The organism is Paracoccus sp. JM45, from assembly GCF_003590715.1.
Taxonomy (GTDB): domain Bacteria; phylum Pseudomonadota; class Alphaproteobacteria; order Rhodobacterales; family Rhodobacteraceae; genus Paracoccus.
The window spans coordinates 192,030-215,986 of record NZ_QQVY01000001.1; the positions used below are offsets into that span (position 1 = coordinate 192,030).

Annotated in this window: 29 protein-coding genes and 1 pseudogene; 3 read left to right on the forward strand and 27 right to left on the reverse strand. The window is 57.6% G+C overall.

Translation table 11 applies throughout. The features are described 5' to 3' along the window. Positions 1-327 precede the first annotated feature (327 nt). Positions 328-1,602 (forward strand): DUF563 domain-containing protein, encoded by a 1,275-nt coding sequence (locus DWB67_RS00965; RefSeq protein WP_119805629.1) that lies wholly within the window; start codon positions 328-330, stop codon positions 1,600-1,602. A gap of 299 nt (positions 1,603-1,901) precedes the next feature. Here DWB67_RS00965 and DWB67_RS00970 read toward each other — a convergent pair. The 3 genes and pseudogenes from DWB67_RS00970 to DWB67_RS00980 all read right to left on the reverse strand — a co-directional run bounded on the left by DWB67_RS00970 (position 1,902) and on the right by DWB67_RS00980 (position 4,573). After that, positions 1,902-2,834, reverse strand: a pseudogene (locus tag DWB67_RS00970) (IS5 family transposase). Between the two features lie 800 nt (positions 2,835-3,634). Further along, complete coding sequence (locus DWB67_RS00975; RefSeq protein WP_119805630.1) at positions 3,635-3,931, reverse strand: hypothetical protein; 297 nt, start codon at positions 3,929-3,931, stop codon at positions 3,635-3,637. 3 nt (positions 3,932-3,934) lie between these two features. Then, complete coding sequence (locus tag DWB67_RS00980) at positions 3,935-4,573, reverse strand: N-acetylmuramoyl-L-alanine amidase (protein WP_119805631.1); 639 nt, start codon at positions 4,571-4,573, stop codon at positions 3,935-3,937. Positions 4,574-4,785: 212 nt separating this feature from the next. Here DWB67_RS00980 and DWB67_RS17955 point away from each other — a divergent pair, with 212 nt between their 5' ends. Further along, entirely contained in the window at positions 4,786-5,010 is a 225-nt protein-coding gene (locus DWB67_RS17955; RefSeq protein WP_182911451.1) for a hypothetical protein, read from the forward strand. Positions 5,011-5,166: 156 nt separating this feature from the next. Here DWB67_RS17955 and DWB67_RS00985 read toward each other — a convergent pair whose 3' ends face one another. The 13 genes from DWB67_RS00985 to DWB67_RS01045 all read right to left on the reverse strand — a co-directional run bounded on the left by DWB67_RS00985 (position 5,167) and on the right by DWB67_RS01045 (position 17,233). Beyond that, on the reverse strand, positions 5,167-5,493 hold the full coding sequence (locus DWB67_RS00985) for a hypothetical protein (RefSeq protein ID WP_119805632.1): 327 nt from the start codon (positions 5,491-5,493) through the stop codon (positions 5,167-5,169). Continuing rightward, positions 5,462-5,899: a hypothetical protein gene (locus tag DWB67_RS00990; protein WP_220475083.1), complete on the reverse strand. Its 438-nt coding sequence runs from the start codon at positions 5,897-5,899 to the stop codon at positions 5,462-5,464. The genes DWB67_RS00985 and DWB67_RS00990 overlap by 32 nt, the downstream gene beginning before the upstream one ends. Before the next feature lie 31 nt (positions 5,900-5,930). Further along, entirely contained in the window at positions 5,931-6,296 is a 366-nt protein-coding gene (locus tag DWB67_RS00995) for a hypothetical protein (RefSeq protein ID WP_119805634.1), read from the reverse strand. Positions 6,297-6,528: 232 nt separating this feature from the next. Beyond that, positions 6,529-7,170 carry a hypothetical protein gene (locus tag DWB67_RS01000; protein WP_147385897.1) on the reverse strand — a complete coding sequence of 214 codons (642 nt, stop codon included), beginning with the start codon at positions 7,168-7,170 and terminating at the stop codon, positions 6,529-6,531. A 152-nt stretch (positions 7,171-7,322) separates the two neighbouring features. After that, the gene (locus DWB67_RS01005; protein ID WP_119805636.1) at positions 7,323-8,003 is read right to left on the reverse strand and encodes a hypothetical protein; all 681 of its coding nucleotides are present in this window, start codon (positions 8,001-8,003) and stop codon (positions 7,323-7,325) included. Beyond that, positions 8,003-8,278 carry a hypothetical protein gene (locus DWB67_RS01010; RefSeq protein ID WP_119805637.1) on the reverse strand — a complete coding sequence of 92 codons (276 nt, stop codon included), beginning with the start codon at positions 8,276-8,278 and terminating at the stop codon, positions 8,003-8,005. The genes DWB67_RS01005 and DWB67_RS01010 overlap by 1 nt, the downstream gene beginning before the upstream one ends. Positions 8,279-8,287: 9 nt before the next feature. Further along, complete coding sequence (locus DWB67_RS01015; RefSeq protein ID WP_119805638.1) at positions 8,288-9,001, reverse strand: hypothetical protein; 714 nt, start codon at positions 8,999-9,001, stop codon at positions 8,288-8,290. Between the two features lie 5 nt (positions 9,002-9,006). Further along, positions 9,007-10,782, reverse strand: coding sequence for an SGNH/GDSL hydrolase family protein (locus DWB67_RS01020; RefSeq protein ID WP_182911452.1), 1,776 nt, complete (start codon positions 10,780-10,782; stop codon positions 9,007-9,009). 231 nt (positions 10,783-11,013) lie between these two features. Continuing rightward, complete coding sequence (locus DWB67_RS01025) at positions 11,014-13,041, reverse strand: hypothetical protein (protein WP_119805640.1); 2,028 nt, start codon at positions 13,039-13,041, stop codon at positions 11,014-11,016. Between the two features lies 1 nt (position 13,042). Next, on the reverse strand, positions 13,043-13,438 hold the full coding sequence (locus tag DWB67_RS01030) for a hypothetical protein (protein WP_147385899.1): 396 nt from the start codon (positions 13,436-13,438) through the stop codon (positions 13,043-13,045). Continuing rightward, a complete protein-coding gene (locus DWB67_RS01035) occupies positions 13,429-14,031 on the reverse strand; it encodes a hypothetical protein (RefSeq protein ID WP_119805642.1) in 603 nt (200 codons plus the stop codon). Before DWB67_RS01035 ends, DWB67_RS01030 begins: the two co-directional genes overlap by 10 nt. Beyond that, the gene (locus DWB67_RS01040; protein ID WP_119805643.1) at positions 14,031-14,705 is read right to left on the reverse strand and encodes a hypothetical protein; all 675 of its coding nucleotides are present in this window, start codon (positions 14,703-14,705) and stop codon (positions 14,031-14,033) included. The genes DWB67_RS01035 and DWB67_RS01040 overlap by 1 nt, the downstream gene beginning before the upstream one ends. Beyond that, positions 14,705-17,233 (reverse strand): phage tail tape measure protein, encoded by a 2,529-nt coding sequence (locus DWB67_RS01045; RefSeq protein WP_119805644.1) that lies wholly within the window; start codon positions 17,231-17,233, stop codon positions 14,705-14,707. Before DWB67_RS01045 ends, DWB67_RS01040 begins: the two co-directional genes overlap by 1 nt. A 238-nt stretch (positions 17,234-17,471) precedes the next feature. Here DWB67_RS01045 and DWB67_RS01050 point away from each other — a divergent pair, with 238 nt between their 5' ends. Further along, positions 17,472-17,645, forward strand: a complete 174-nt coding sequence (locus DWB67_RS01050; RefSeq protein ID WP_119805645.1) for a CsbD family protein — start codon at positions 17,472-17,474, stop codon at positions 17,643-17,645. A gap of 459 nt (positions 17,646-18,104) precedes the next feature. Here DWB67_RS01050 and DWB67_RS01055 read toward each other — a convergent pair whose 3' ends face one another. The 11 genes from DWB67_RS01055 to DWB67_RS01105 form a co-directional block, all read right to left on the reverse strand. Then, a complete protein-coding gene (locus DWB67_RS01055; protein WP_119805646.1) occupies positions 18,105-18,299 on the reverse strand; it encodes a hypothetical protein in 195 nt (64 codons plus the stop codon). A gap of 177 nt (positions 18,300-18,476) precedes the next feature. Beyond that, positions 18,477-18,662, reverse strand: coding sequence for a hypothetical protein (locus DWB67_RS01060; RefSeq protein ID WP_147385900.1), 186 nt, complete (start codon positions 18,660-18,662; stop codon positions 18,477-18,479). 98 nt (positions 18,663-18,760) lie between these two features. Then, entirely contained in the window at positions 18,761-19,126 is a 366-nt protein-coding gene (locus tag DWB67_RS01065; RefSeq protein ID WP_119805648.1) for a hypothetical protein, read from the reverse strand. Beyond that, on the reverse strand, positions 19,126-19,590 hold the full coding sequence (locus DWB67_RS01070) for a phage tail tube protein (RefSeq protein WP_119805649.1): 465 nt from the start codon (positions 19,588-19,590) through the stop codon (positions 19,126-19,128). Before DWB67_RS01070 ends, DWB67_RS01065 begins: the two co-directional genes overlap by 1 nt. Then, entirely contained in the window at positions 19,583-19,987 is a 405-nt protein-coding gene (locus DWB67_RS01075) for a DUF3168 domain-containing protein (RefSeq protein WP_119805650.1), read from the reverse strand. The genes DWB67_RS01070 and DWB67_RS01075 overlap by 8 nt, the downstream gene beginning before the upstream one ends. Positions 19,988-19,989: 2 nt before the next feature. Beyond that, the gene (locus DWB67_RS01080; RefSeq protein WP_119805651.1) at positions 19,990-20,589 is read right to left on the reverse strand and encodes an HK97-gp10 family putative phage morphogenesis protein; all 600 of its coding nucleotides are present in this window, start codon (positions 20,587-20,589) and stop codon (positions 19,990-19,992) included. Continuing rightward, positions 20,586-20,918 carry a head-tail adaptor protein gene (locus tag DWB67_RS01085; RefSeq protein WP_119805652.1) on the reverse strand — a complete coding sequence of 111 codons (333 nt, stop codon included), beginning with the start codon at positions 20,916-20,918 and terminating at the stop codon, positions 20,586-20,588. The genes DWB67_RS01080 and DWB67_RS01085 overlap by 4 nt, the downstream gene beginning before the upstream one ends. Further along, on the reverse strand, positions 20,915-21,262 hold the full coding sequence (locus DWB67_RS01090; RefSeq protein ID WP_119805653.1) for a head-tail connector protein: 348 nt from the start codon (positions 21,260-21,262) through the stop codon (positions 20,915-20,917). Before DWB67_RS01090 ends, DWB67_RS01085 begins: the two co-directional genes overlap by 4 nt. Continuing rightward, a complete protein-coding gene (locus DWB67_RS01095; RefSeq protein WP_119805654.1) occupies positions 21,259-21,804 on the reverse strand; it encodes a hypothetical protein in 546 nt (181 codons plus the stop codon). The genes DWB67_RS01090 and DWB67_RS01095 overlap by 4 nt, the downstream gene beginning before the upstream one ends. A 64-nt stretch (positions 21,805-21,868) precedes the next feature. After that, positions 21,869-23,083, reverse strand: coding sequence for a phage major capsid protein (locus DWB67_RS01100; protein ID WP_119805655.1), 1,215 nt, complete (start codon positions 23,081-23,083; stop codon positions 21,869-21,871). 1 nt (position 23,084) lies between these two features. Beyond that, positions 23,085-23,957, reverse strand: a complete 873-nt coding sequence (locus tag DWB67_RS01105) for a head maturation protease, ClpP-related (protein ID WP_220475084.1) — start codon at positions 23,955-23,957, stop codon at positions 23,085-23,087.

Genomic DNA, 23,957 nt, shown 5'->3' on the forward strand with positions numbered 1-23,957 from the left:
ACTTCATGTGCACGTTTTAACGGCAGCACCACCAATAGCCATAAGCATCCTTACGCTCTATTTGGATGTGGCTTAGGAACATCTTCTGTACAATCACGGTCGACAGCTAGGTTTCAATCGATAGCAAATGAAAGACGAGTGGTGCATTCAACTCCATATGAAGTATGACTACGGGATATTATTTTGGGATGTTGTGGTATAATAAGAGTGAATTTAAGTTAACTAGCTCCCAAGCAACTGTAGCGTCTCATCCCATGACAGGGTAGAGAATGCGACAGCTCACAGCGTTCGCCAATACCTATCTCATTATCTTGAGGATATTACATTTTGGAAACTGAATACTCCAATATCCTAGACGATTTCGATCCAATAAAAATGACCGCAGCGGTCGGGGAATTCCTATACCAAGGAAAAATTGATACTTCATTTGCTATGCTTAATGAGGTCGTAGCGCTTGGCCTTCTACCCGAGAAAAATCGACGCGTGACAAATGGCCGAATGCGTATCAAATCGGTTGCTAAACATATAGCATGTGTTGAAAAAATTTCCCAAAACGAACCGAGCCTAGAGAAAATTACTGCAAAAGTTTTTATTCCCGGTGAGCCACGGCTAATGCCGCGTCATCTATCGGCAGACATGCCGGCAGGGCAGTACGAAAGCAGCGCCTTAAGCTCGTTGGCCCGAAATCAGGTAAATCTATCTGAACATTGTGCTGTCGAAGATCTACCGCTTTTGAAGAAGTTTGGTTTCGAAAGACAACTAAACGAACTACAAACTGATCGATTGTTCGTCGGAAAGAACTGCCGTTTTTCATATCTCGCTGACGACGCTATGACAGCTTTGATTGACGAAGAATATGTTATACCTGCCCTGTCGGGCCGTGTTGCAAAATCTACATCAATCGGCATTTACAAAAAAACCGACCACATTCTAGGCGAAGCTCTCGTCTTGCCGTTCCCTCACAAAGTCGGCAATTTCTATCATGCTCTGTCTGAGATGGTTTACGGTCTCAGATACGCGCGCAATTTGAGCAGTGACATTCCTATAATCCATGGCGAAGACAAATTTAAGCTGTTACCTGTTATTTGTAAACTTATTGGTATTGATGAACAGCGTCTCATACAGGTGAGCGAATGTGCTAGCTTAAAGGTCAGTACAGCTTATATGCCGTCGACCCCTTCCTTCTATTGGAATACGCCGTTTGTACAATTTTTCAGAAAAGCAGCTCTTCGCAATCTTAAACCTGATATTGGACAATCACGTATCTATATCTCTCGCTCAAGGTCTGCGCGCTCGACGCCAGGTGAGGCAGATTTCGAACTATATCTGCAAAAAATCGGCTATAAAATCATTCATGCACAAGACTTGACCTTTGAAGGCCAGATAAAACTCTTCATGGGTGCAACCAAGATTATTGCACCTCATGGGGCCGGGCTAACAAACATGGTATTCTGCCGAGACGAAGTCAGGATTGTTGAGGTATTTTCTTCAAATATGCTTCAACCGGACTTCTACCAACGCTCGAAGTTTGTAAACAAAGATTATCAATGCGTGATCATCGACGATTATAATCAGCGAAATAAGTTAGCCGATTACATCTAATTATCAAAAACACTGCCATATTCGCAATGCTGTGACTAAACTACTCGCCTCCAGACCCTAGCACTTAGGATTTGCAAGAATGTATGTGACACTTAATTCTAACTAAGCTTTCTGTGAATTAGTTCAGTAATGGCTTATTGAGCTTATGAGCCATACAAGTTCCATTATTGGCATTATTTTGATAAAATCTGGAGAAATATTTCAAATAAAACTATCATTATGACGTTTACAAAACCACTTGATAGGACTCTGTTGCGCAAATCGGGTGACGGCCGAGCTTCCCCTATTCCCGGACAGACTTATCCTACGGCCTCTGTAACAGGTATGCCGAGGGCGGTGTAGCCGTTCAGCACAGCCATCCGGATTTGGATCTCGGCAACTTGGCGGTCGAAGTCTCGCGCCATGAGGCGCTGACCCAGAAGTTTCACGCAATGCATTTTGCTCTCGACGCGGCTTCGGCGGTGATAGCCACTCCAATTTCGCCAAAGCGCCCGGCCGAGATATTTCGATGCCCGGAGGGCTTCGTTTCGTGCGACCGCTCCAAGGGTGTTCGGCTTCCATGGTTTTGCGTTCTTGCGAGGCGGGATGACGGCGGCGGCGCCACGATCCGCAATGGCATCATGGCACTTGCGCGTGTCATAGGCGCCGTCTGCGGTGACGCTGCCGATCTCTTGTTCGGGTGGGATCTGATCGAGCAGTTCCGGCAACATTGGGGCGTCGCCGATGCCACTGCTGGTGAACTCGACGGCACGGATCTCCAACGTTTGCTCATCGATCCCGAGGTGGATCTTTCGCCAGACCCGCCGTTTGGGACCGCCGTGCTTGCGGGCATTCCACTCCCCTTCGCCCTCGACCTTGATGCCGGTGCTGTCGATCAGCAGATGCAGCGGGCCCTTGGAGCCGCGATAGGGGATGTTCACGGCCAAGGTCTTCTATCGACGAGACAGCGTGCTGAAGTCGGGCACCGCCCAGTTCAAGCCGACCAACTTCAGCAGGCTCTCGACGAAACCAGTTGTTTGCCGGAGCGCCATACCGAACAAGACCTTCATTGAAAGGCACGTCTGGATAGCGGCGTCGCTATAGGTCTGATGGCGGCCACGCCGTCCTGTCGGCGCGGCATCCCAGGTCATGTCGGGGTCAAACCAGATCGTCAGCGAGCCCCGGCGCTTGAGCGCTTCATTGTAGGCTGGCCAGTTCCTGGTCTTGTAGGTCGGGGGTGTAGGTCTGCTCATGCCGTCCAGCGACCATGCTCAATTCACGAGATGAATCCCCCGAACGGATTTGCGCAACAGAGCCGCGTCAGTCCAAAATCGCGATCAACCTGACATCAATAATTTCCTTGATGCTACCTATGGATACTACACGTTGGACAAAGAACATGGCTTTGTCTTAGCTCACTATAACTGGCACCAGTTTGCAGATGATAACGTGAGCAAGGGTTTGCGCGAGCCAAAATTAAATATTCCAGAAATAAACCAGATTATAAACAAACGCATTGATCGATTGTTTGACATTTGCCACCGTGCAGAAAAAATGTTTTTGTAATTGACGAAATTGGGGTCCACGACTTCATGAAAATTGATCATGAAGTATACGATCTTACAGAGATCAACTTAATTCGAGATGCAGTCAATAAAAACTTCGGAGATCGCGCTATGGTTGTTTACTTCAAGGAGGCTAATACAGTTGAAAAGCTATTTTCTCTTATCTCGTAAAATATAATATTAAATTATTTCGGTAAATATTTTAAATACTTCATATGACTTAAGCCAAACGCAAAACCATGCGTTTTAGGCTTCGTGATACAACCCATTAAGCTTAACTTCATTTTGGAAAATTTGAAGATTATTTCCGATCGATAAATTGCGGTATTGGTTATTTTAGTGTGATACGATAATTTTGTCTTTGGGACTCGCAGCTTTAATGCCTATAGTAATTTTTGTAGCCACAACTGCATGCTCTTACTTCCCCCAAACCCGTACTCCACCTTAAACACATTAAGTCCATTCTCTATAGTGGGAATTAAAGCGCCCTACTTTAACACATTGATAGTATAAGGCCGTGAGGTACCTTTTCGCTGATGTGCGACGATCAGCGCGCAGATCGGTGCGATCGCCAGCATGAAGCGATGCACATCATCCGCATTGATACCAAAGGCTGGTCCCGTGATTACTGCAATTGCCCCTGCAATAGGTTCACTGGTGCCGTCAGATATAGATCCTGCGATGACATCTACAAGCGTCAGCGATGCCGGAACTATGCCGAACCAGAAACTGCGCGTTTTGGTGATCAGGATAGGGGTAATGGTTTTCACATTCTGAATATCCATGGGTTAGTTTCCTTCCAACCATTCGGGGACGTTGAAGCCAGGGCAAGCTTTGGCGGCGTATTGGTTGTGGCCGCTGATGCGCTCGATGCCGGTGCGCGAACTGATCGCGTCGATCATGTGGCGCAGTGTGATGTCCTGCTGTGTGGTAAAGTTCTTGCCAAAGGCGTCGGTCTCGGCAGAACCGTATCCGCCGATCAGGCAGATGCCGATCGTGCCGGTGTTCTTGCCGATTGTATGGGCACCGATGACGGTTTCCGCACGGCCGGCCAGTACCGTGCCATCGCGGTCGATAATCCAGTGATAGCCGATGTCACTCCAGCCATTGGCTTTGTGCCAACGCCGGATCTCGGCCAGTTTTTCGGCCATCGGGCGGCTTGCCATCCAATCGGGCTGCGTGGCGCTGCAATGCACGATAATTTCACGCACCGGATAGCGCGCACTGCCCTGATGGATCATTGCAGATTGGCCGGTTACTGAGGTGGAAACGGGCTGCTCTGCAACGGGTTTGCCACCCGCAGCCAGCCATGCTTGGGCACCATCGCGGGTATTGGCACCGAACCAGCCATCGGCGCCGGTTTTGCCCACGTTATAGCCAAGCGCAATCAGACCGGTCTGGATCGACCGGATCGCATCTTTCGACATTTCGATTCTCCATTAAAAAAGCCCCGCGTGATGGCGGGGCCGGGCTAAAGTGCATTTCAGGGGGGCTTGATTAGGTGCTCTGCTTGCACCGTTCATATTGTGAAAGGGTCAATACGGCGGCCTTGTCCTGTAAGGGTGTCGGGGTCGACCTCGCGAGTACCTACCCATCAGGGTAGGTTGTCACCGGTGCCTCAGTGCTAGACAAACCATTCATGGAAAAACATGATTTTGATTTTGATAAGCACATAACAGTCATCAGACCCGCAGTGGACTTTTCACATGACAAACGGGTTTCGTATCTGGGCCAGATGTGGCGCTGCACAGGCGTGCGGCACATCGGGGGTGGCCAGCTTGAACTTTCGCTGTGTGTTCCAAACAGTGACCAAGGCCACCGCTACGAAGTGACAGCGCTCAGTCAAACTGCTTCAGCAGCTTGAAATCGACGGTGCGCGTTGCGTCGCAGACTGACCGACCGGCCAATCAGGCTCGATGAACAACCTCGCTTGACGCCAGTGCACAGGCGAAAAGCTGCGGCCTTGGGTCGATCATGAGGCAGGTGATTACGGCAAAGGTTGCACGCCAGTGAAAGCGGATCATTTGCCGCTCCTCATAACTCGGATTTCCACCAAAATATCGCGCAACGCCGTGATGCGGTCACTCAGCTTATCGATCTCGTCTTCCGTGTGTCGCCGAGTGGCTGCATGTTCAAGACGCAGCTCCTGACGCATCTGCCGGACCTCGCCCTTCACATCGATCATCTCGTTGCCAACGAAGGATTGCGTGGCCGGTTCGGCCTTCACTCTGGCATCACTACGTGCGCCCTGGATCAGAACACGGATGCCCAGAAGAACCGCGCCGATAATACTGCCAAGCACAGCGATCGTTTGCTCATCCAGCAGCGATTCTGGAATTTCGGACATCAATGCCACTCCTATAGGCTGCCAGTATCTCTGCGAAGGCCGCCACGATATAGACAGTAGCGGTTGATGGCGCTTCGGATATGCCGGCGACATATGGCCAGCAAAATGCGAAAGAGATGCCAACCCAGAACCCCAGCCCCGCGACGGCGCCAATGCCGCGGATTATCGGCGACCTTTTCCACATGCCGTTGCGGTATAGCGCCACCAAGCGGTTCGTGGCGATGAACAGCGCCAGTAATCCAAGACTAATATCGTTCAGCCCGACGATAATGAATGCCCGGTAGGACACCGAAGTATCCATCGTGCTGCCCGGTGCAAGAAGCGTCAGGCCGAAGACAAAAATCATCATCGACGTGATCCATTCGGCAGCTCTGCCATGCTTGTCGACAAGTTCGAGTATCGGCATCATGTGCAGCCTCCAACCTTGCGGCATGTCTTCATTGATCCCTCCGTCGCGCTTGCACACCCGTCATGCCGATTGCCGCCAGCACCAGCATGGCCAAGCCGACTGCCACGCCACGATTGCGCCACGCGCCGGCAGCCATGATTGCACCACAGGCGACAGCTGCCGCGTCAACGGCGCTGTCGCCGATGCCGGATCCGGCAAGCAGCATCTGCCCGCCTTCCCATGCGATCGCATAGGTCACAGCCACGATAATCGCCCCGCGCCATGCGCCGGATATCCAGCCCGCGACAGCCGTCAGGCAGATCCCGATCGCGAAATGGCCCAGCAGAACCGCGCCCCAGCTATAGGGGTCGGTTTGCGCATCGGGTGTGGCGAACATCCATACAAGAAATTCCATCAAGGTCCCTCAATCCTGAAATTGCTAATTTGAACTGTCGAGTCCTCGACCGACGGCGCGACAAGGATGCCGAACCACGCCCGCGATGACGTCACGGTGCCATCCATCGCAAAGCTGCCGGATGGCCCGACGGCAGTATCAACCACATTGTCCGAAAGTGTCGCATCATCGGCTTGTCGAACCCAGTCGCGATCCGGAAGTGCGGAACAGGGTGATACCGGTCGGTGTCTGTTTACGGGGTGGTATTCATGCCCAAGCTGTATTGCTCGTTCAAGCGCGCACGGATTGCCGTGACGCGGCCGGCATAATCACCGCCCTGGATCAAGGACAGCGACCGGTAAAGGATTGCGCTCATGCCCCCGCCCGTTGCCTGACCTGCCGCAATACGGTTGATCAGATAGGTCGAATGGACATTAGGTATTGATCCACGTTGCTCGCCGTTGATCCAAACCACGGCGTTGCCGCTTGCCGTCATTTCGATTTCGTAAAGCCGGATGACTGGTGCAACGGCTGGGCTTATGGAAACATCGACATTGATGTTTGAACCGGCGTTTCTGGCAATACGCAATGTGTTGCCGCCCGAAAGCAGGAAAAGGTTTGTCCTGCCTCCCGATGCGTTCGCCTCGTTCTGCCCCGCGAAATACTGGTTGGCCGAGACAGATTTAAAGTCGGCGACAAAGAAGAACCTGACCCCGACCAGATCCGCCTGCGTTGGCATTGTGAAGTAATCCGAAGGGTCCAGATCGACGCCATTGCCCGACACCGGCACACTGCCGTTGACCGTCAGATTGAATGCAGAACCCGCGCCCCCAAGGTTGGGAACCGCCGTGATGTTACCACCGCTTTTCGTGCCCTCGGCATATTTATGATCCATCGGAACCTGACCCGCACCGACGCCGTAGAACGTGCTGATGGGCGTTGTACTGGAAGGGCGCGTCCAAATCTTCAAACCGCCCACCCACAATCCGGTTTGCTCAACGCCATTAATGTAAGCCCTCTTCTGGTTGCGAAGGTAAATAACCGGCATCAGCTTGCCTGCGAACTGAAAACGGCAGCAGTCGGGTTCGCTGTGGAATACGCCAATGCTTCCGCATCCGTGGCGAATGATACCGCCGTGACGATGTTGCCCGTCCCCGTGATGGATGTCCCATTCACGGTTTTGAACGCGGTGGTTGGCTGCTTGCCGTCCAGTGCCGTTTGCAATCCGGTGGTGTCGGCGATGGCATGGGAATGTGCAGAAGGGGGAAACGTCGAAGGTTTCCCCGTAATGTCAGCGAAAGCATGCGTGTGGGCCGATGGCGGGAACGCCGCGGGCTTGCCGTCCACATCGTCCCAACCGACATCTGGTGCAGGCGCATCCTCAAGCGTCGTAACGCGCCCCTGAAGCGCGGTGGAGTCATAGGGTGCAGGCAGGTTAGCGATGGCATCAGCGTTAGCATTAACACCGGCAGCTAGTGCGCTGTCATCATACGGGACAGGAAATGCTGCGATTTGTTCCAGCGCCAATGTTGCATCCGCTTGTGCTTCATCCACGCGGGCGGATAGCGCAGTGTCGTCATAGCCCCCGCCAGATGGCGCATCGACAGCAACGGGCACGCCCCCTGCCCCGTAGCCAAGGTACTGTCCCTCGATACCATCGGGCAACCTGGCAGCGCCATCCTTGCCCGCAACGCCGCGAAAGCCGACCTTGATCACTACGGGGTCCATCAGCAGCCTCCTTCGGGTAACAAGTTCATGCGTCGGGCAAACCGCCAGCCGTCGCCTGCAGCGTAATAGGCGCTGACGACATAAAGGCGGGGCGGCAGATCCGGCAGGGTGAATTCGTATTCATCCCCCACCCGCACCCCGTCGATCGCGATGCAGGCGTCCTGCGTCTGGATACGAAGCTGCGTCGCCGCATAAGTGATCGCCTCGCCTGCATCATCCTCGAAGCGCATGACGAAAGGCCCCGACGCATCGGGCTTGTAGGGTATCGTGGTCATAATGCGTCCTTAGACCGTAATGCCGATGGCCGCTGCATATGTGCGCGCCCATGCCCCGACCGTTCCCGCCTCTGCCGCCGACAGTGCGCGGTTCCAGATCATCGAAAGGGCGATGCGCGAAGACCCGGCGTAGGTTGCATGCGGAATGTTCCCGACGCGGATTGTGCCACTATTAAGTTCCCGCGCCTCGCTGGCGGGACTATTGTTGCTAGTCCCTGTTGTCAGGTTGTAAAGCGTGTTTGATCCGGTGGCGGGAATAGACGCGAGATACATGCCCCATTCAGTTGTTGATGCCGTGACCTGCGTTGTCTGGCCCGCAGGCGTTCCGACACGGCTGGATTGAAGCTGGACAAGACCAGTGCTCGCCCCCGAATAGATCGCAACTCCAGTTGGCGCAGACGATCCGCCTGGTGTATTGCCGACAAAGCCAACGGCATCGCTTGCCGTAACCTTCCGCGCGATAACAAGCATCGACATGGCCAAGGTCTCCGGCGTTGCTTCCGATAGATAGTTACTGCCATTCATCTGGTAGTTGTTTGCGTTCACAGTCGGGGAACCTACAACCGAAGGTGGGCCACCCGCACCAAATTGCGAAGTCAGGCCAGACCCAAGGAAAAGCGCCGATTGCAGGCCCGAGCGAGCGGGAATCTGGAATGCGGAAAACGGCGGGTAGATGTTTCCCGGCAGGGTTACATCGTCGCCAAGGTAAAGCATCTGTGCCATGTGGCTTATCCTTTGATGATAAGGCTGGAAAGGGTGTCGCTTGCCAGCACATAGCCGCCAAGGGTGTTCAGGTGGAAATCGTCACGGAAAAGGCCGTGCGCGTTCTCAATCGCGAAGGCATCCCAGCGGTCATAGAAAGAAATGTATTCGTGGCCGTTGTCAGCGGCCCACGCTTTGGCCGCGTCCCGATAATCGGAAAGGGGGGTTACGGTTGTTCCGTTGGTTTCGGGCGGAACGGCAATGATGAAACCCATATCGGGAACAGTCGACCGGCAAGCAGCTATTATCGCCTCAATGCCCGCGATGTATTCAGACGGCGGGGATGTTGCCGTGCGATAGTCGTTCGTGCCCAGAATGATCAAGCCGATATCTGCACCCATGTGCCCGACAGGCCCCGCCATGTATTCGGCATAGCTTTTTGCGCGGAATCCGGTTGTTCCGCCGTTCCCCATTTTTAGCAACTCGACGCCGTTGACATCGCGGGTAGTGTAGATCCCCGCCATTGAAACCGTGCCTGCGTTGCCGGTAGTGTCGATTTTGAGCGTGTGCGGGGTGTCAGTCAAGCCGGTGATGGATGTCACGCGGAATGCGCCAGTGTTCACTGATGTTACAACTGTCCATGCGCCATCATCCACCTGATAGCGCCATGTGCCGCCGTATTGGTAGTCATAGATGTGCATTTCCGTTGCGGTGACGCCCGCAAGCGTCATCGCCGCCGCCGTGCCTGTCGTGTATGCGCTTTGGCCGTCAGCGCCCGCCTTATATGGGAACGTGCTTGCATCGCTGCCGTCCACATCAGTCCAGCCGGTGCGGTTCCACGTTGCAGGGCCGACTGCGTATCCATTGGCGGGGGAACGATATCCTTCCCCTGACAGCGCATAGTCCTCGATGATTCGAGTAACGAACGCCTGCGTGATCTCGGTGAACTCACACCAGCTGTCACCCATCATTGCAATTTTCAACTTGCCGCCTGCAACGCCCATCCGGACCTTGGCTAGCTTCATGCGCGCCCGCGACAGTGACGCGCCACCGCTGAAGCTATAATCCAGAACGGTTGACGGGTCGCGATCGGTTCCAGTGTCCTTCTGGTATCCGGGGATTTGCAGGCCGTCAGCGTCAACCCACATCAAAACGGAATTTGCCGCGCCGATAATCGGAACAACGTCAGATGAGCCGTCAGTCTGCTTTGCAACATCCTGAACCGCGCTGGCCCGAAGATTCGGGGCCATGCCCGCGCCATCAAGCAGCCCTGACGACAGCCAAATCGGAACTTTTCCCGCCGCATCGCTGAAGAGAGGAACGCTTTTGCAGTCAACGGCAACCGATTGCGAGATGTCTTTTGTAGCCTGCGCTCGCATGTTGGGGGCCATGCCAACTCCATCAAGCAGGCCGTTAGAAAGCCAAAGCGGAACGCTACCCTTGGAATCGGTCAGGATCGGCACGCTTGCATTGTTGACCGATACGGTCGGCAACGCCTTGTCAAAATCGGCCTGCTCGACCTTGGCATCCACAATCTCACGCTTTGGATACCGCGCCGATACGCCCCAATATGGTGAGGTGGTAAACAGCGGGTCATCAGCAATTGCAGCCGCCGCGCGGATAACAAGGTCATTGCCTTCGCGGGTGAAAATAATGCCGATGTTATTTGGCAGATTGGCCTGCCCCCGATCGACCGCGCCAGTCCTCGACATAAAGCTGGACGTGCTGTTTTGCAGGTCCGCCTTGGTGTTGATCTCGTCCAGCAGGTCGTCCAGCGCATCTGGGTCGCCGATGGCCTGCAAGACCGCAATCAGCATGGCGCGGATTTCGGCTTTGCTGGGGTTGTAGACCCCCGATGATGGATCACCCACAGGCAGCGGTGCTCCGGTCGGGGCGTTGGGCAGGCCGTCGCCGGTATAGCGCTGAAAGTCCCGCGTGAATTTCTGGATATCGGTCAAAACGGGCATTGCGTGCGCCTCATATGCAAAAGGCCCGCGCAATGGCGGGCTGTTATCAGTCTTGTATGTTTATGCTTAGAGCGTGACCGTAGCCGGTCCTGCAGGACTGGACGGAACGCCAGATCCATTGATGGTGACGGCCCAATAGCGGCGCATACCTGACGCACCTGAAGACAGTTCGTCGGTGTAGCTGGCGTTCTGTCCCGCCGTGCCGCCAATCGTGTCGACCAGCGCGGCGCTGGTAAAATCGTTAACGGTGTTGCGATAGATCTGCGTGCGGTAAAATCCGCTGCCGGGATTTCGCCAATCCAGATAGACATTTGTACCCGTCGCAACTGCGTCAAACTGCGTTGGCGCAGCAGGCACGGTGGGATTGGCAACGACCTTGCGCGTGCCGGCCACAACCCATTCGCTGCGGCCCGCCCATTTGACGCGGACGGTATAGGTGCCCAAATCACTCAGCACACCCGTTTCGGCGCGGCGTCGGCTGGCCCCCATCTCGATCCAGTCTGCATCGGCTTCGGCTGTCTGCGTGCCGGGTGCCACCTGTGCTTTGAGCGTCAGGCCATCGCTACCGGGCGCATCGACAGACACCACCAGCTTGACGCCGTTAACGCCGCCCGACACGTCCACGATTTCCTGAACAACCAGCCGATTTGTCGGTGGTGACTGAACGCTGACAGGCAATCCCAATTCATCCACTGTTGTCGGCATCGGCTTTTCCTCGGCCGAGGTCCAGCCGTAGGGGTTGGACAGGCTAGCAATGCCGATCGTGCAGTGCCGGTTTTCCACGTCAAAGCTGTGCGATGTTACCTCGAATACATCATTCAGCCCGAATTCATCAGCAAGGATGCGGATCGTGTGGACGCCATCGCCCTTTGGAAATCGTGCCTTCATGCCGACAAGGTTGGTGGTCATTGTCCCGACATATTCCCGTCGGTCCTTTGCCATCTTGATCTTCGCCAATCGCTGCAACTGCGGCGAAGCGGGGCACATATCGACTTCGTAAGTCTCGAACCGTTCCTCTTGTGTCAGCAGTGAGACTTCGTCGCGGATTTCGGCAACCTCTGTCACCTGATAGCCGTGATCAGGGCTGACGAAAGATGGCTTCAGAACATTGTAGTCGGTGAACGGGTCAAACCCCTCGTCCATCTCGATCGACAGGATATCATCGGCGGTGATTGTCACCTCCGGATCGGACCACGCGCCGCCAAGGATACCGATGTTGCCCTCGGCGGTTTCATAGATCTGCCCGTCGCATGTCGCCAGCATCCGCGCCGTCGTGTCCTTCAGCGGATCGTTCAGGCTGTAGTAACCGGCCAGACGATACCGTGCCTGCGTGCCGCCCGACAGGACCGGCAGCTGTTCGGCGCAGCGGTTGACGAAGGCCGCCCATGAAGCGCTATTTAGTCGCGCCAGCGGGATGTTCCAGCCGTCGGGATGGGTCATGAAGTCGCGAAGGCATAGACCGGCGTTTTCGGTGTAAACGGCATTGCCCGACAGGTTTAGAACCCGAACGCCGCGGATCTCCGCCTGCACCTGCGTTTGCGATTGCTTGGGGAATACCTTGGGAAAGTCCTCGTCCGATGGATCACCGAAGAACACCAGCATAGCAGCTTGATGTTCCAGCCTGTGGGCACTGGTCCAAAGCGTCCGGAAATCATCCGACGGGCCATGGTCGCAATAGCTGAAGTCGCCGCCATTTCCGCTGCCATCGTTAAAGTAATTTCTTTTGTACCGGGCCACGTAACCATCGGTCCCCGTCGTGACGGCTTCGCCATCCCACCAGAAGGCAATCAGACCATCCACCGCGCCGTGATGGACGACGATGATCTGATAAAGCGCGCCATCCCCGCCCTCGTAAAATACACGCAGGCCACCCATCAGGTTTCTGCCGTATGCACGCAGGCGCGGCATGTCGGTCTGCGACAGCGTAGCCATCATTTCCTGTCGCGATACGCTGGATTTGGTCAGCAGCGCCCCGGCAATCGACCAGGCGATTGACTGGCCCGCTGCGATGGCAACACCGGCAGCGGTTGTGCCGATGGTCGCGGTGACCGAGGCCCAAAGCGCCGTAGTCGCCAGATAGCTGAATATCGCCATGTCATTTGATCCATGCTTGTTCCGCGACACGGTATCCCAACCGCGTCAGGTCCAGCCCGTCGGGGCCGGTCGATATCTGCACCAGCAGCGCGCCGCGGTCGCGGGCCCACCGCTCGAAGGTCCGCAACAGCCGCAGGCCCGATCCGTCGCTGGCGTACCAGCCGTGTTCCATTGCCACCGGTGCAGGGTTGATGATGGTCGGCTGCAATGATCCGGCGATAAAACCGCCGCCTGACAGCCAGACAGCACCGTCAGGGCTGGCGATCAGCTGCGCGATGATATGGGCTGTATGCGGCCTGTCGACCGCCACAGGTCCGCCCACGGCTGCGCGCAGCGCCTCGACCATATCCACGATGCCGATGATGTCGCTTTGCTTGGCAGGCCGGATCATCGCCATCTGGCTTCATAATTGCCGGCATAAAGCGGCAGGCGTTCAAATCCGCGATCATCTGGATAGCGGGCCTTCTGATCGGCATCGTTCCAATTGCCACGTGGCGAGGCGTTGCGACGAAAGAAGTTACCCTCGCATTCCAGTGTGATCGTCCGGTCAGCTGATCCGGATGCCGACCAGGGCATCTTTTGCATCGTCCCGTTATAGAGCGAGAACGGCGAAGCAATTGCTTGCCCATCGGTATAGCTGACCCCACCCGCAGTGAACCCTTCGGTGGCATAAAGCTGCAGGAACACCTGCACCTGCCGGTCGCGCACCCGCGTTTTGGCAGCCAGCGCCAGCGCCAGCATCTCGGGCGTTGCGGCCAGCTGGAAGGTCATCGGCTCGGCGCTGACCGAATAGGATGTGGTGATCTCGCTCATGCTGATCAGATCGCCAACGCCCTGCCATCTGTGCCCGCCGGCGGCGATATCGCCAAAGCCCGCCCACCAGCGCTTTGGCGCGTCTTGAAAGTCCATGAACACCAGCGCCGCCTGCCCCACCTTGCCTGTGCGGTAAACTGCATCAGGGATTGCGATCAGATCTTCGCGCGCGCCCATTAGATGGCTTCCTCGAAAGTGATCTTCGGCATCGGGGCGGTCTCGTCGAAGGCACCGTCATATTGACCCTCGTCATCCTCGACAAAGCGCATTCTGCAGACCGGCGTTTCGATCTCGATATGCGTGCCGGCGACGACAGCTTCGCGCAGCGGCGGGTGGAAAGTGATGCGATGCGTGGCCAGCGTCGGTTGGATATGGGTCAGCACCTGATGCAGACGGTCCCCGATGCTGAACAGATGCCCCGGACAAAGGCCCGTGGTGTCGAACAGCGTCAGATCCAGCGTTGTCGCCCGCAAGGCGGCAGCCGATCCGGTTTCAATACGGGTAATTTGCCGGTTCTCGAAGCCGAAAGCCTCCCACGTTTGCGCGCCTGCCAGACGGGCCATATTTTGCGATGAAAGGGGTTTGCCGTCCCGATCCTTTGGCAGATAGCGTTGATATATCGGGACCAGCGTTGTCGCAGTCCGGCCGTTCATCTGGCCGATAAAGGCCTCCCATTGCAGGGTGGCGGCTGCTCCGTGAAAGACGAACTGGCCATCCAGCATCCAGCGGGCGCTCAGCGATGGCACGGTGCTTTTGACACCGCTGATGCTGCGCGGGGTGTCGACTGTCTGCCCCGTCAGATAGGGGCGGCCCGATCTGAACCCTGCCATGAACGGAAATGCCGCTTCCATCATCCGCTCCATTTGGTCCGGTTGGCCATAATGCCGGGCACCTTGGTCTTCAGCGTGCTGTCATAGGCGGCAAAGCCGCTGTCCATCATATCGGTGACATAGGCCTGCAGATTGCCGTTGCGATCGATGCCGACCTGCACATTGACATCACGGGACTGGTTCTGGCGGTCGATGATGCCCCGCGACAGATCATGCGGGATGACCGTAGATCCGTTCGGCAGGTTCACCAGCTCGCCGCCGCGTTCATTGATTGTGGCCAGCCCGCCAGCGAAATCGGTCACACCATTGGCAAAGCCGGGAACGGTTATGCCCGTGCCGCGCAGCGCCCCTGTCAGCGCGTCCCCGCCCCCCGCAAGGCGCAATCCGGTAACACTGGATCCAAAGGCGCTGCCGATCAGTCCCAAGGCATAGGACAGCCCGCTTTGTGCATATTGCGCCGCCATATCGCTCAGCATGCCAAGGAAGGCATCCTTGACGCTTTGCGTGCCGCGGATGACACTCTGGAAATAGGGCGTCACCCCGTCGGCAAAGGACCGGCCCAGATTGTTGCTGGCGGCATCCACCAAGGGTCCGGCATTGCCGATCCCGATACCCAGACCCTGCGACATATATTCGCCGATCTCGATCATCACGCGGGATGGCGATCTAATGCCCATCCCCTCGCGGAAGCCCTCGCCATATTCCGTGGCATCAGTGACGCCCTGCGTGCGCATTCCAGCGGTTCCCCCCGCAAGACCCTGCGCAATATGTCCGCCAGCCCCCGGCAGGATAAGACCTGCGTCGCCGGTATCTGTCGAAGGGTCATAGCCGCTGCTGATCGGCCCGTCGCGGCTGGCATTCAGCCGGTCGAAGGCCGAAGACAGCTTGGTGACGATCGGCGCGATCTTTTCCCACGCGCCCGTGAAGGCGGCGGTGATGCCAGACAGGACGGTGTCGAACATCGCTTTGACGTTCTGCCAGCCCTTCAGGATGTTATCTGTCATGCCCAGTTTGTCGGTGATCGGCTTGATGACGGTTTCCCAGGCATATTCGATTGTCGCGACCAGCCCGTCCCAAAGGCCCTCCCAGAAACCGGTCAGGCCTTGCCAACTGTCCTTGAAGCCCTGCACGACCATTGCCATGTCGCCGGTCAGGATGCCGGATAGGATCTCGACCAGGCCAGTGAAATGCTGCCCGATCGCCGTGGCCAGATGCTTGAACCACGGCCCGACGGTGTCCCAATTGGTATAGATTGCGGCACCCGCCGCAGCTATGGCAGCCGCCGCAATCCCGAATGGGCTGGCAAGTGCGGCGACAAGACCGATCAACGGCCCGATCCATGCGATCATCAGACCCAGCCCCACCAGAACAGGACCAAGCGCCACTGCCACGGCCCCGAAGATCACCCCCATCTTTAGCAGCTCGGGGTTTGTCTCCTTCAGGCGTAGCATGAAGCTGGTAAAACGCTGTGCCAGATCGGTGGCGAATTCCAGAATGCCGCTGTTGCCGACCGCAATCATCAGCGCCTCGACCGCGGACTTCAGTTTCAGCATCTCGCCGTTGAAACCCTTCATGCGAGCCTCGGCCTGCTGCGTGGCCGAGACCTCGCCGATGCTGGCCTTCAACCGGTCGATGCCATCCGCGCCCTGTTCTGCAAGGCCGATGGCAGTGCGTAGGGCATCCGTGCCAAAGATGGTGCTCAGCGCGTCATTCCGCGCCTCGTCCGACAGGCCAGCCAGCCCGTCCTGCAGTTCCTGTGACACCTCGGCCATCGACTTCATCGACCCGTCGAAGTTGAAGAACTCCAGCCCCAATTCCTCCATCGCGGCTGCAGCCGGCGCGGAGGCAGGGACAAGCCGCTGCAGGAAGGTCTTGAACGACGTACCGGCATCCGATCCGCTGGCAAAAAGCGACGAGGTGCCGGCGATGGCGGCGTTGAAATCCTCGAACTCGACCCCCAGCCCGCCCGCAACACCGCCGGCCTGTGCCACCGCCAGACGGTAATCGTCAAAGCCGAACTTCGAGGTCAGCAGCACGCCGGTCATCCCGTCGACCAGACCGGTCAGATCACCGGCCTTCTTACCGAATTGCAGCATCACATCAGTTGCCAGATCGCCCGAGCTGGCCAGATCGGCACCCGATGACGCAGCCAGCAGCATCGACCCTTGCAGCGCCCCGCCCATGATGTCGGCGGCGCTTAACCCGTTCTTGGCAAGGATCTCGATCGCCTCAGCGGCCTGCGAGGCTTTGAATTGCGTGGTCTGGCCCATCTCCAGCGCGGCTTGTTCCAAATCGGTCATCTGGTCGACCGATGCACCGGTGGCCGCCTGCACGCGGTTCATCGATGCCTCGAAATCACCTGCAGCCTTTAGCGACAGCGCACCAAAGCCGACCAGCGGTGCCGTCACCGCCGCCGACATACCCGCGCCGATGTTCTGCATGTTCCGCCCTACCCCGCGCAGCGAAGCGGTGGCATTGCTTAACCCACGCTGGAACGCACCGGAATCAAGGCCCAGAACAACGCGCAGGTTGCCAATAACAGTGGACATGCAAGCCTCGTGTATATGCTGGAATGAAAAACGGGGACGCCTGTCGCGCCCCCGGTAAAATCGCCGTTATGGCGAATGATGATCCGGTCATACCTGTTGGACATTCCGGAAGCATGATCAGGATCATAGCCCAAAACGACACCTTCGAAGCAATTCGACAAACGGTGCGAACGTGACGCAAAACGGAACTTTTTGCTGCGAAAGACCTTGGTTTGCTACAAATCAAAGGAGATGGACCATGGCAAACGAAGACCAAGCCAAAGGCAAAGCAAAAGACATCGGTGGCAAGATCAAAGAAGAAGTCGGTGATGCAACCGGTAATGACCGGATGAAGCAGGACGGCCAGGCGGATCAGGTCGAAGGCAAAGTCCAAAAAGGTGTCGGTGATGCCAAGGACAAGCTTTCCGATTGATCATCATAGCAAATTCGGCATTGACCGACAGTGTTAGGTCCTAACGCATGATAAAGGGTCCAGATGAAATTTCATCTGGACCCTTTCTTATTCCATATAGGGTTTCTGGAATTGCAGCTTCGGGTGTCACCATTAGAAGCGTCGCATTACCGCGCTGCAGGTACGCTGTGACTGATGGTCTATTCTTCTGACAGGCCTCATCCCGATTGCGTAGTAAACTCTGACATCGTCAAGAAAATGGCACTGAAGCCTGCCATGAATAGTCGCGTCACCGAACACAGGCAGATCGCAGATTGGTCACGGGATCAGACACCAGTCTGCGACTCATGGCTATATCGGAATTTCCTCGATTTTTACGCAACCAAAACTCGGCCGGTCAGCAGTCACATCATGATCTATGCGTCACTCATCATCGGGAAGAAGCTAGATGGCAACGGCCCTAAAACCGATACAACCCTCTCAATCAGCAGGGACCATTTCGAGTTTGATATCTTTATAGGTCAGGGTTCTAGCGATCGGGTGGGAATGCAACAGACCTGCCATGATCGTCAGGGTCATCGCTTCTTTCCCAGCGTCCAGCACATCATCAATAGCCCCGTGATCGATCTCGGCACCGTCGGAACGTCGAATTGCGGTGAATTGATATTTTGTCATGATGCGCGTCCTTCGCAGTTGACGTATAGGAACCTTAACACCTTTAAGTTGAGCAATTTCAACGCAAGATCAACTCTGTTAGTTTCACCCGCAATTCAGTTTAAAAAGCCTGAACCGCCATTATTTGTTTTTATTCATACATATGCACGCTTACGTGACAGCCTCATTTCTGTTCGCTTAACATTTATTGCTTTTGCCCATAGCGCGATCGACCTTATCCCATGCGGCATGGAACTGGCGGATGCGGGCTGCCTCATCGACCGGCTGCCCGAGAAATACCTCCAGCGGGACAGGTTTGGTCATATGGGGAAGCATAGCGCCCCACCACACCAGCTCGCGCTCGCGTTTCAGGCGCTGCTTCACGCCGCGAATCTCTATTTCCAACAGCCTTGGCGTGATCTGCCAGAACCGCGCAGGGTCCATTCCCGCAGAGATACAGGCTTCGCAAAGTGCCCCGAGGTCTAGGGTTTGACCTTCGAAGCTTTGCCGTTTCCCGAGGTTGCCGGCGTCGGGAAGGCAGCCTGCATCACGGCGCCGCACAGACCGCGATCCTGCGTCAGCATATCATCGGCCAGATCAGCGGCATCCTCGGCGCTCATGCGCTCGCCCTTTTCCAAGGCGACAGCCACGACATCGATCATGATCGCGAAGGGCGGGATCAGCGCGGGGGCATTGCCGCCATCCGCACTGTCGAACTTGCCCGACAGCAGCCCGCCCAGATCCAGTCCGTGACGACCTTGCAGCCTGGCAAGGCCTGCCATGGTCAGGCGGAGCGCATAGGTCTTGTCGCCAAACTTGTGGTGCAGCGTTCCGGTGACATCGGCCATTATGCCACCACGCGGATATTGCTGGCCTGACGCTCGAAGATCTTCATCGACAGCGATGCCATGCGCTTGTCGCCCACGGTGCCCGTCGGGGTGAAGGCGTTGACATAGCCGCGATAGGTCCGGCGCATGCCGCCCACCACAAACTCGACCAGCACGTCTTCATGGGTACCGGTTTCGGTCAGGGTGGCCAGTTCGTCCAACATGATCTGGCTGGCATGTCCGGGCCAGAACTGCAATTCCCCCGACCAATCGGCCACCGACATCAGACCGGGGATGGTTTCGCGCGACCGGCCCGGCGATTGTTGATGGGTGACATCGACATCATCGGGCACTTTTTCGGGCGGGTTCAGCGTCTCGACCCCGAAGATCTGCGTAAACGTCGGCGTGCCACCACCGGTGGCAAACCGCCCGATAAAGATTTCATCCTGATAGCTGATATCAGCTTGCGAAGCGACTTCAGGCATTTTGCGATCTCCAGTTCACAATAAAATCAAGGCTGGCGTGATAGAGGGGCTGGCCCGCATCCCTGCCGCCCTCGCGGTGGGTCGGGTCTTCGCGGGGCAGTCGCAGCGCATCAAGGAAGATGCCCAAGAACCCGCCGCCACGATAAAAATTAAGGGCCCGCTGGACCGATCGCGCCATGCCGCGCGCGCCGCCAAAGGTGCGGGCATAGCAATCGATCTGCACGCGCGAGACCTCCAGCCCGTCGGGCCCCTGCTGGGTGCGGCCTTCCTGAAAGCTGACCAGATGCAGGACGATATAGTCGTTGGTGATCTCTTGCGGGCTTTCGCCCCAGTTGATCCGGTCGGCGGTCATGCCGGAAAGCCCTGCCAGCAGCAGGGCGCGCAGGTCGGCTTCCATTCCTATGCGCTCCTGCGTTTGGCCATGCGTGCGGCGTTTTTCTGGATTTCGGCCCAGACCAGCGGCTTGAGCCGTTCGATCGTGGGCCCTGCTTCGGTGTCAAAGGCGGGGCGCATAAAGGGCTGCGGCGCGGTGCCCGGATGGCTGGTGCCCGCGAACTTGCCGCCGTTCACATGCGGGGCCGTGCCGAATTCGACAAAATGCCCGTGCCAGCCTTCGCGCGTCGGTCCCATATAAAGGATGGCGGGCGGATTGCTTGCCTTGAAGGCGCGGCGGGCGTCTTTCAGGGCAGTCACGGCCTTGGCGCTTTCGGCCACACGATCCCATTGCGCCTGCGTGCCGGCGGCTTTCGCCGCATCCCACGAACTGGACATATAGCGCGAATAGGCCGCCCGCCCGACCTCGCCCGTGGCGCGGGTGCCGATCTTGATGCTCTGTTCCAGATCGCCCTGATCGATCGGCGCATATTGTCTAGCCATCGCCAGCATCGGGGCGGCTGCTTTTTGCAGGGCGCGGCGGGTGATCGCCACGCGGGTCGATTTCAAGGCCACGGCCTCCAGCGCCCGTTCGATGTCGCGCATCCCCTCGATGCGGAAGGTCATGGGGTGACCTCGCTGGCCGTCATCTCGAAGCCGATGCGCCGCCCGATCTCTTTGATGCCGCCGATGGCATAGGTGACACCCTCGCAGGTTACGCGGTCACTGCCGGTGATCCCTGCGGTAAAGGCCGAATAGCGCACCACGAAGCGCACCGACATTTCCCGCATAATGCTGTCGGCGCGGAAGCGTTCGCCATCGCTCAGCGGCGTTTTGCCGGCCCAGACCGGCGTGCCATATGCGGCAAAACCGCCCTTCAATGTCTGCAGACCATCGTCGATATTCTGCGCCCGCAGGAACTGCACCCGACGGTCAAGGCTGCCCGCGGCGATCATTCTTCCTCCGATGTGGTAAAGACCCGATGGCCCGCCAGCATGGCGCGGACGCTCATCGGGGGTGTCGCAGCCTCGGCGCTCCCGCCTTCGCCGCCACGGTTGTGATACATCCGGTCGACCATCATCATCACCGACACCCTGATCGCGTCATCAGCGACCATCTGGTCGGGGTGGTATCGGGCGTCACCCACCACCGGCAGCACGGCATCCCTGCGATAGACCGGACGACCGATCCAATCCGCGATCTGGCGTTCGGCGGCGAGGGCATAGGCTGCGATCTGCCGGTCCTCTTCATCACCATCGACACGCAGATGGGTCTTCAGGTCAGGCAGATCGCTGATCATTTGGCGGCCTTTTTAGGATCCGCCTCGGGCTTGGCTTTGGCCTCGACCTCCGGCGCAGCTGTGGCTGCCTGAGCAGCCGTCAGCGCCTCTTCACGCGCAGTCAGCGCGGCTTCTCGCTGATCCAGTTCGGCCTGCCGTGCATCCTGATCGGCTTGGGCCGCCGCAAACTGCGCGGCGATCTCATCTGCCTCGCGCTGGATCAACGCCTGCACCTCTTCGGTCGAGACCGAGATTTGCAAACGGGCCATGGTTTTGGCCTCTTCGGGACTGATCTCGCCGGTCTCGATCATCTTTTGTAGACGATCCGCCGGTTGCGGCTTTTCGGGCATTGCCGAGAAGCCGGTTGTAGCACCGGTCGTTCCGGGTTTCAGCGAGGTCTCAAGCACGGCCTTGGCGGCCTTGATGTCATCCGCTGTGGCTTTGACGAAGCGACCGGTCTTGATCATCTTCTGGGCTTCGGCTTCGGTCACATCCACGATGCCGCCTGCCGTCACACGGCCATAGCTGCCCATGGCACCGCGCAGCGATTTCAGCTGGGGCATGGTCCATATCCTTCTGTCAGGGGAAAGGTGCAGGCGCGGCGGTTGCCGCGCCATTCGCTATCGGTCAGGCAGCGGGGCGATAGCACAGCGCCAGCGGACGCTTGACCGCCACGACACCACGCTTCTCGCCGCGCACCGTCAGCATGTTCTTGTCGAAGTTGTCGCGGTTTTCCGACGACAGCAGAATTTCGACCGCCTGACGTTCGTAATAGGTCGCGGCCATTTTAAACGCGCCGGTCAGGAAATCGCCTTCGGGCATCGCGTCGGTGTCCACGACGGCACGCCCCCAAAGCCGCGGGGTAGGCGTTTCGCCAAATGGATTGCCGAAGATATAGCGCCCCGTCGAATCCTTCAGCATTTCGGCCTGCGCCCAATCCCAGATGTTCAGCACATGGGCATCGACCGTATAGCCGGCGGCCGCCACTTGCAGCATGGCCAGACGTAGCCGGTCAAGGATGGTCGCCCCGGCCTGTTCACGCGTGCCTTGGGCATATTGCGTGGCATTGGTGATCAGACCCGAGAAGTTTTCTCCCAAACCGTCACCGGCAAGGATCTGCGCGTTCTCGACCTTATTCACCTCATAGGTCAGCGTGGTGTCGATGTCGGTGCGCAACGCCGGAATATCGTCCAGCATATGCTTGTGGATCTCCATCCGCCCCGCGATCGTCTGCACCTCGGCCGAGGTAGCGTCCCAGGTCTTGTCGATCAGCGGCTTCACCGTCACGCCGTCATCAGGCACGATACCGGCCGCACCGGTGCGGGCGATCTCGCGGAAGTATTTGATCAACGCCTGATCGGTCTGCCCGACCGTGACCAGATCCTTGATGACCAGCTTGCGATCGGGTTCGGCAATGATCTCGCCCTCGCGGCGTTCGGGGAGCAAGGAACCACCCGATCCGGGCAGCGAGGTAATCGCGTTGAAGACGCCCAGACTGATGCGACCGTTCACGCCGCCATCCTTGGCAGCTTTGATCTTGTCGGCGGCATCTTCCACGACCATCCGGCCAAGGGATTTGGCGCTACCGGCACCGCCGCGACGGCCACTGGCAAAACGCTGTTCCAGATCACGCGATGACGCCTGGATTTCGTCCAGCTGCGTTTTCAGATGGCCCTGTTCGGCCAGCGCCTTATCGACCGCAGCTTTGGTGTCTTCGGTCAGACCGCCAAGGCGTTTGTTTTCGTCCAGCGCGCTCTGAACGCTGGTATTAATTTTATTGGTGACCTTGTCGAAGTTTTCTTTCAACTCGCCGAAGGACGCTTCCATGTCGAATGGGGGCATATCAGGTTTCCTTTTCACCCAAAAACGATGTGACCGACCCCATCAGGGCGGCCATGCTTCCGACAGCGCTCGGCATGTCGTCATCAGCAGCGCGCGGCGTGCTGGTCATTTCCTTGATCAGATTGCGGCGCTCTGACCGGGGCAGACCGCCCCGCGCCATGGCGGCATCGATGCGCGCGAGGTTCTTGACCCGTGGCGCCTCGGCGCGGGCCTCGATGTTTACCGCGATGACATCGGCTGACAGCAGATCATCGGCAAAACCCTGATCAATCGCCGCACGGCCAGATATCCACGTCGCACGGTCCATCATCTGGCTGATCTCGGCGGCATCGATACCGCTGCGCACCGCGTATAATTCGGCCATGACGTCATCGAAGGCGCCCAGTTGGCCCGCCACGGTCCCGAGGTCATGGCGATCCCCGACGGCAAAGACCCAAGTGTTGTGGATCATCAGGAAGCCCGCGCGGGCGATCTCGATCCGGTCACCGGCCATGGCGATGACCGAGGCGGCGGAGGCGGCAAGGCCCACCACGCGCACCGTGACGTCGCCCTTGTGGCCGCGCAGCATGTTGTAGACGGCCAGGCCCTCGAAGACGTCGCCACCCGGGCTGTTGATGTTGACCACCACGTCCCGGTCGCCGGCATTGCGCAGCAGCGCGCCGATGCGTCGTCCGGTGACGCCATAACCGTCCCAAGTCTCTCCGATCACGTCCATGATGTCGATGACAAGCGGGCCCGCTGCATCAGCGCCAGCCTCGGCCCGCGCCTGCAGCTCGGGCTGCCACCTCTCCAGGGCTTTCGGCGGGGCGCAGTCAGCGCGTACGTCATCGGGCCGCACACCGAAATGCGCGACCGGCATGTGGTTCTTGGCCAT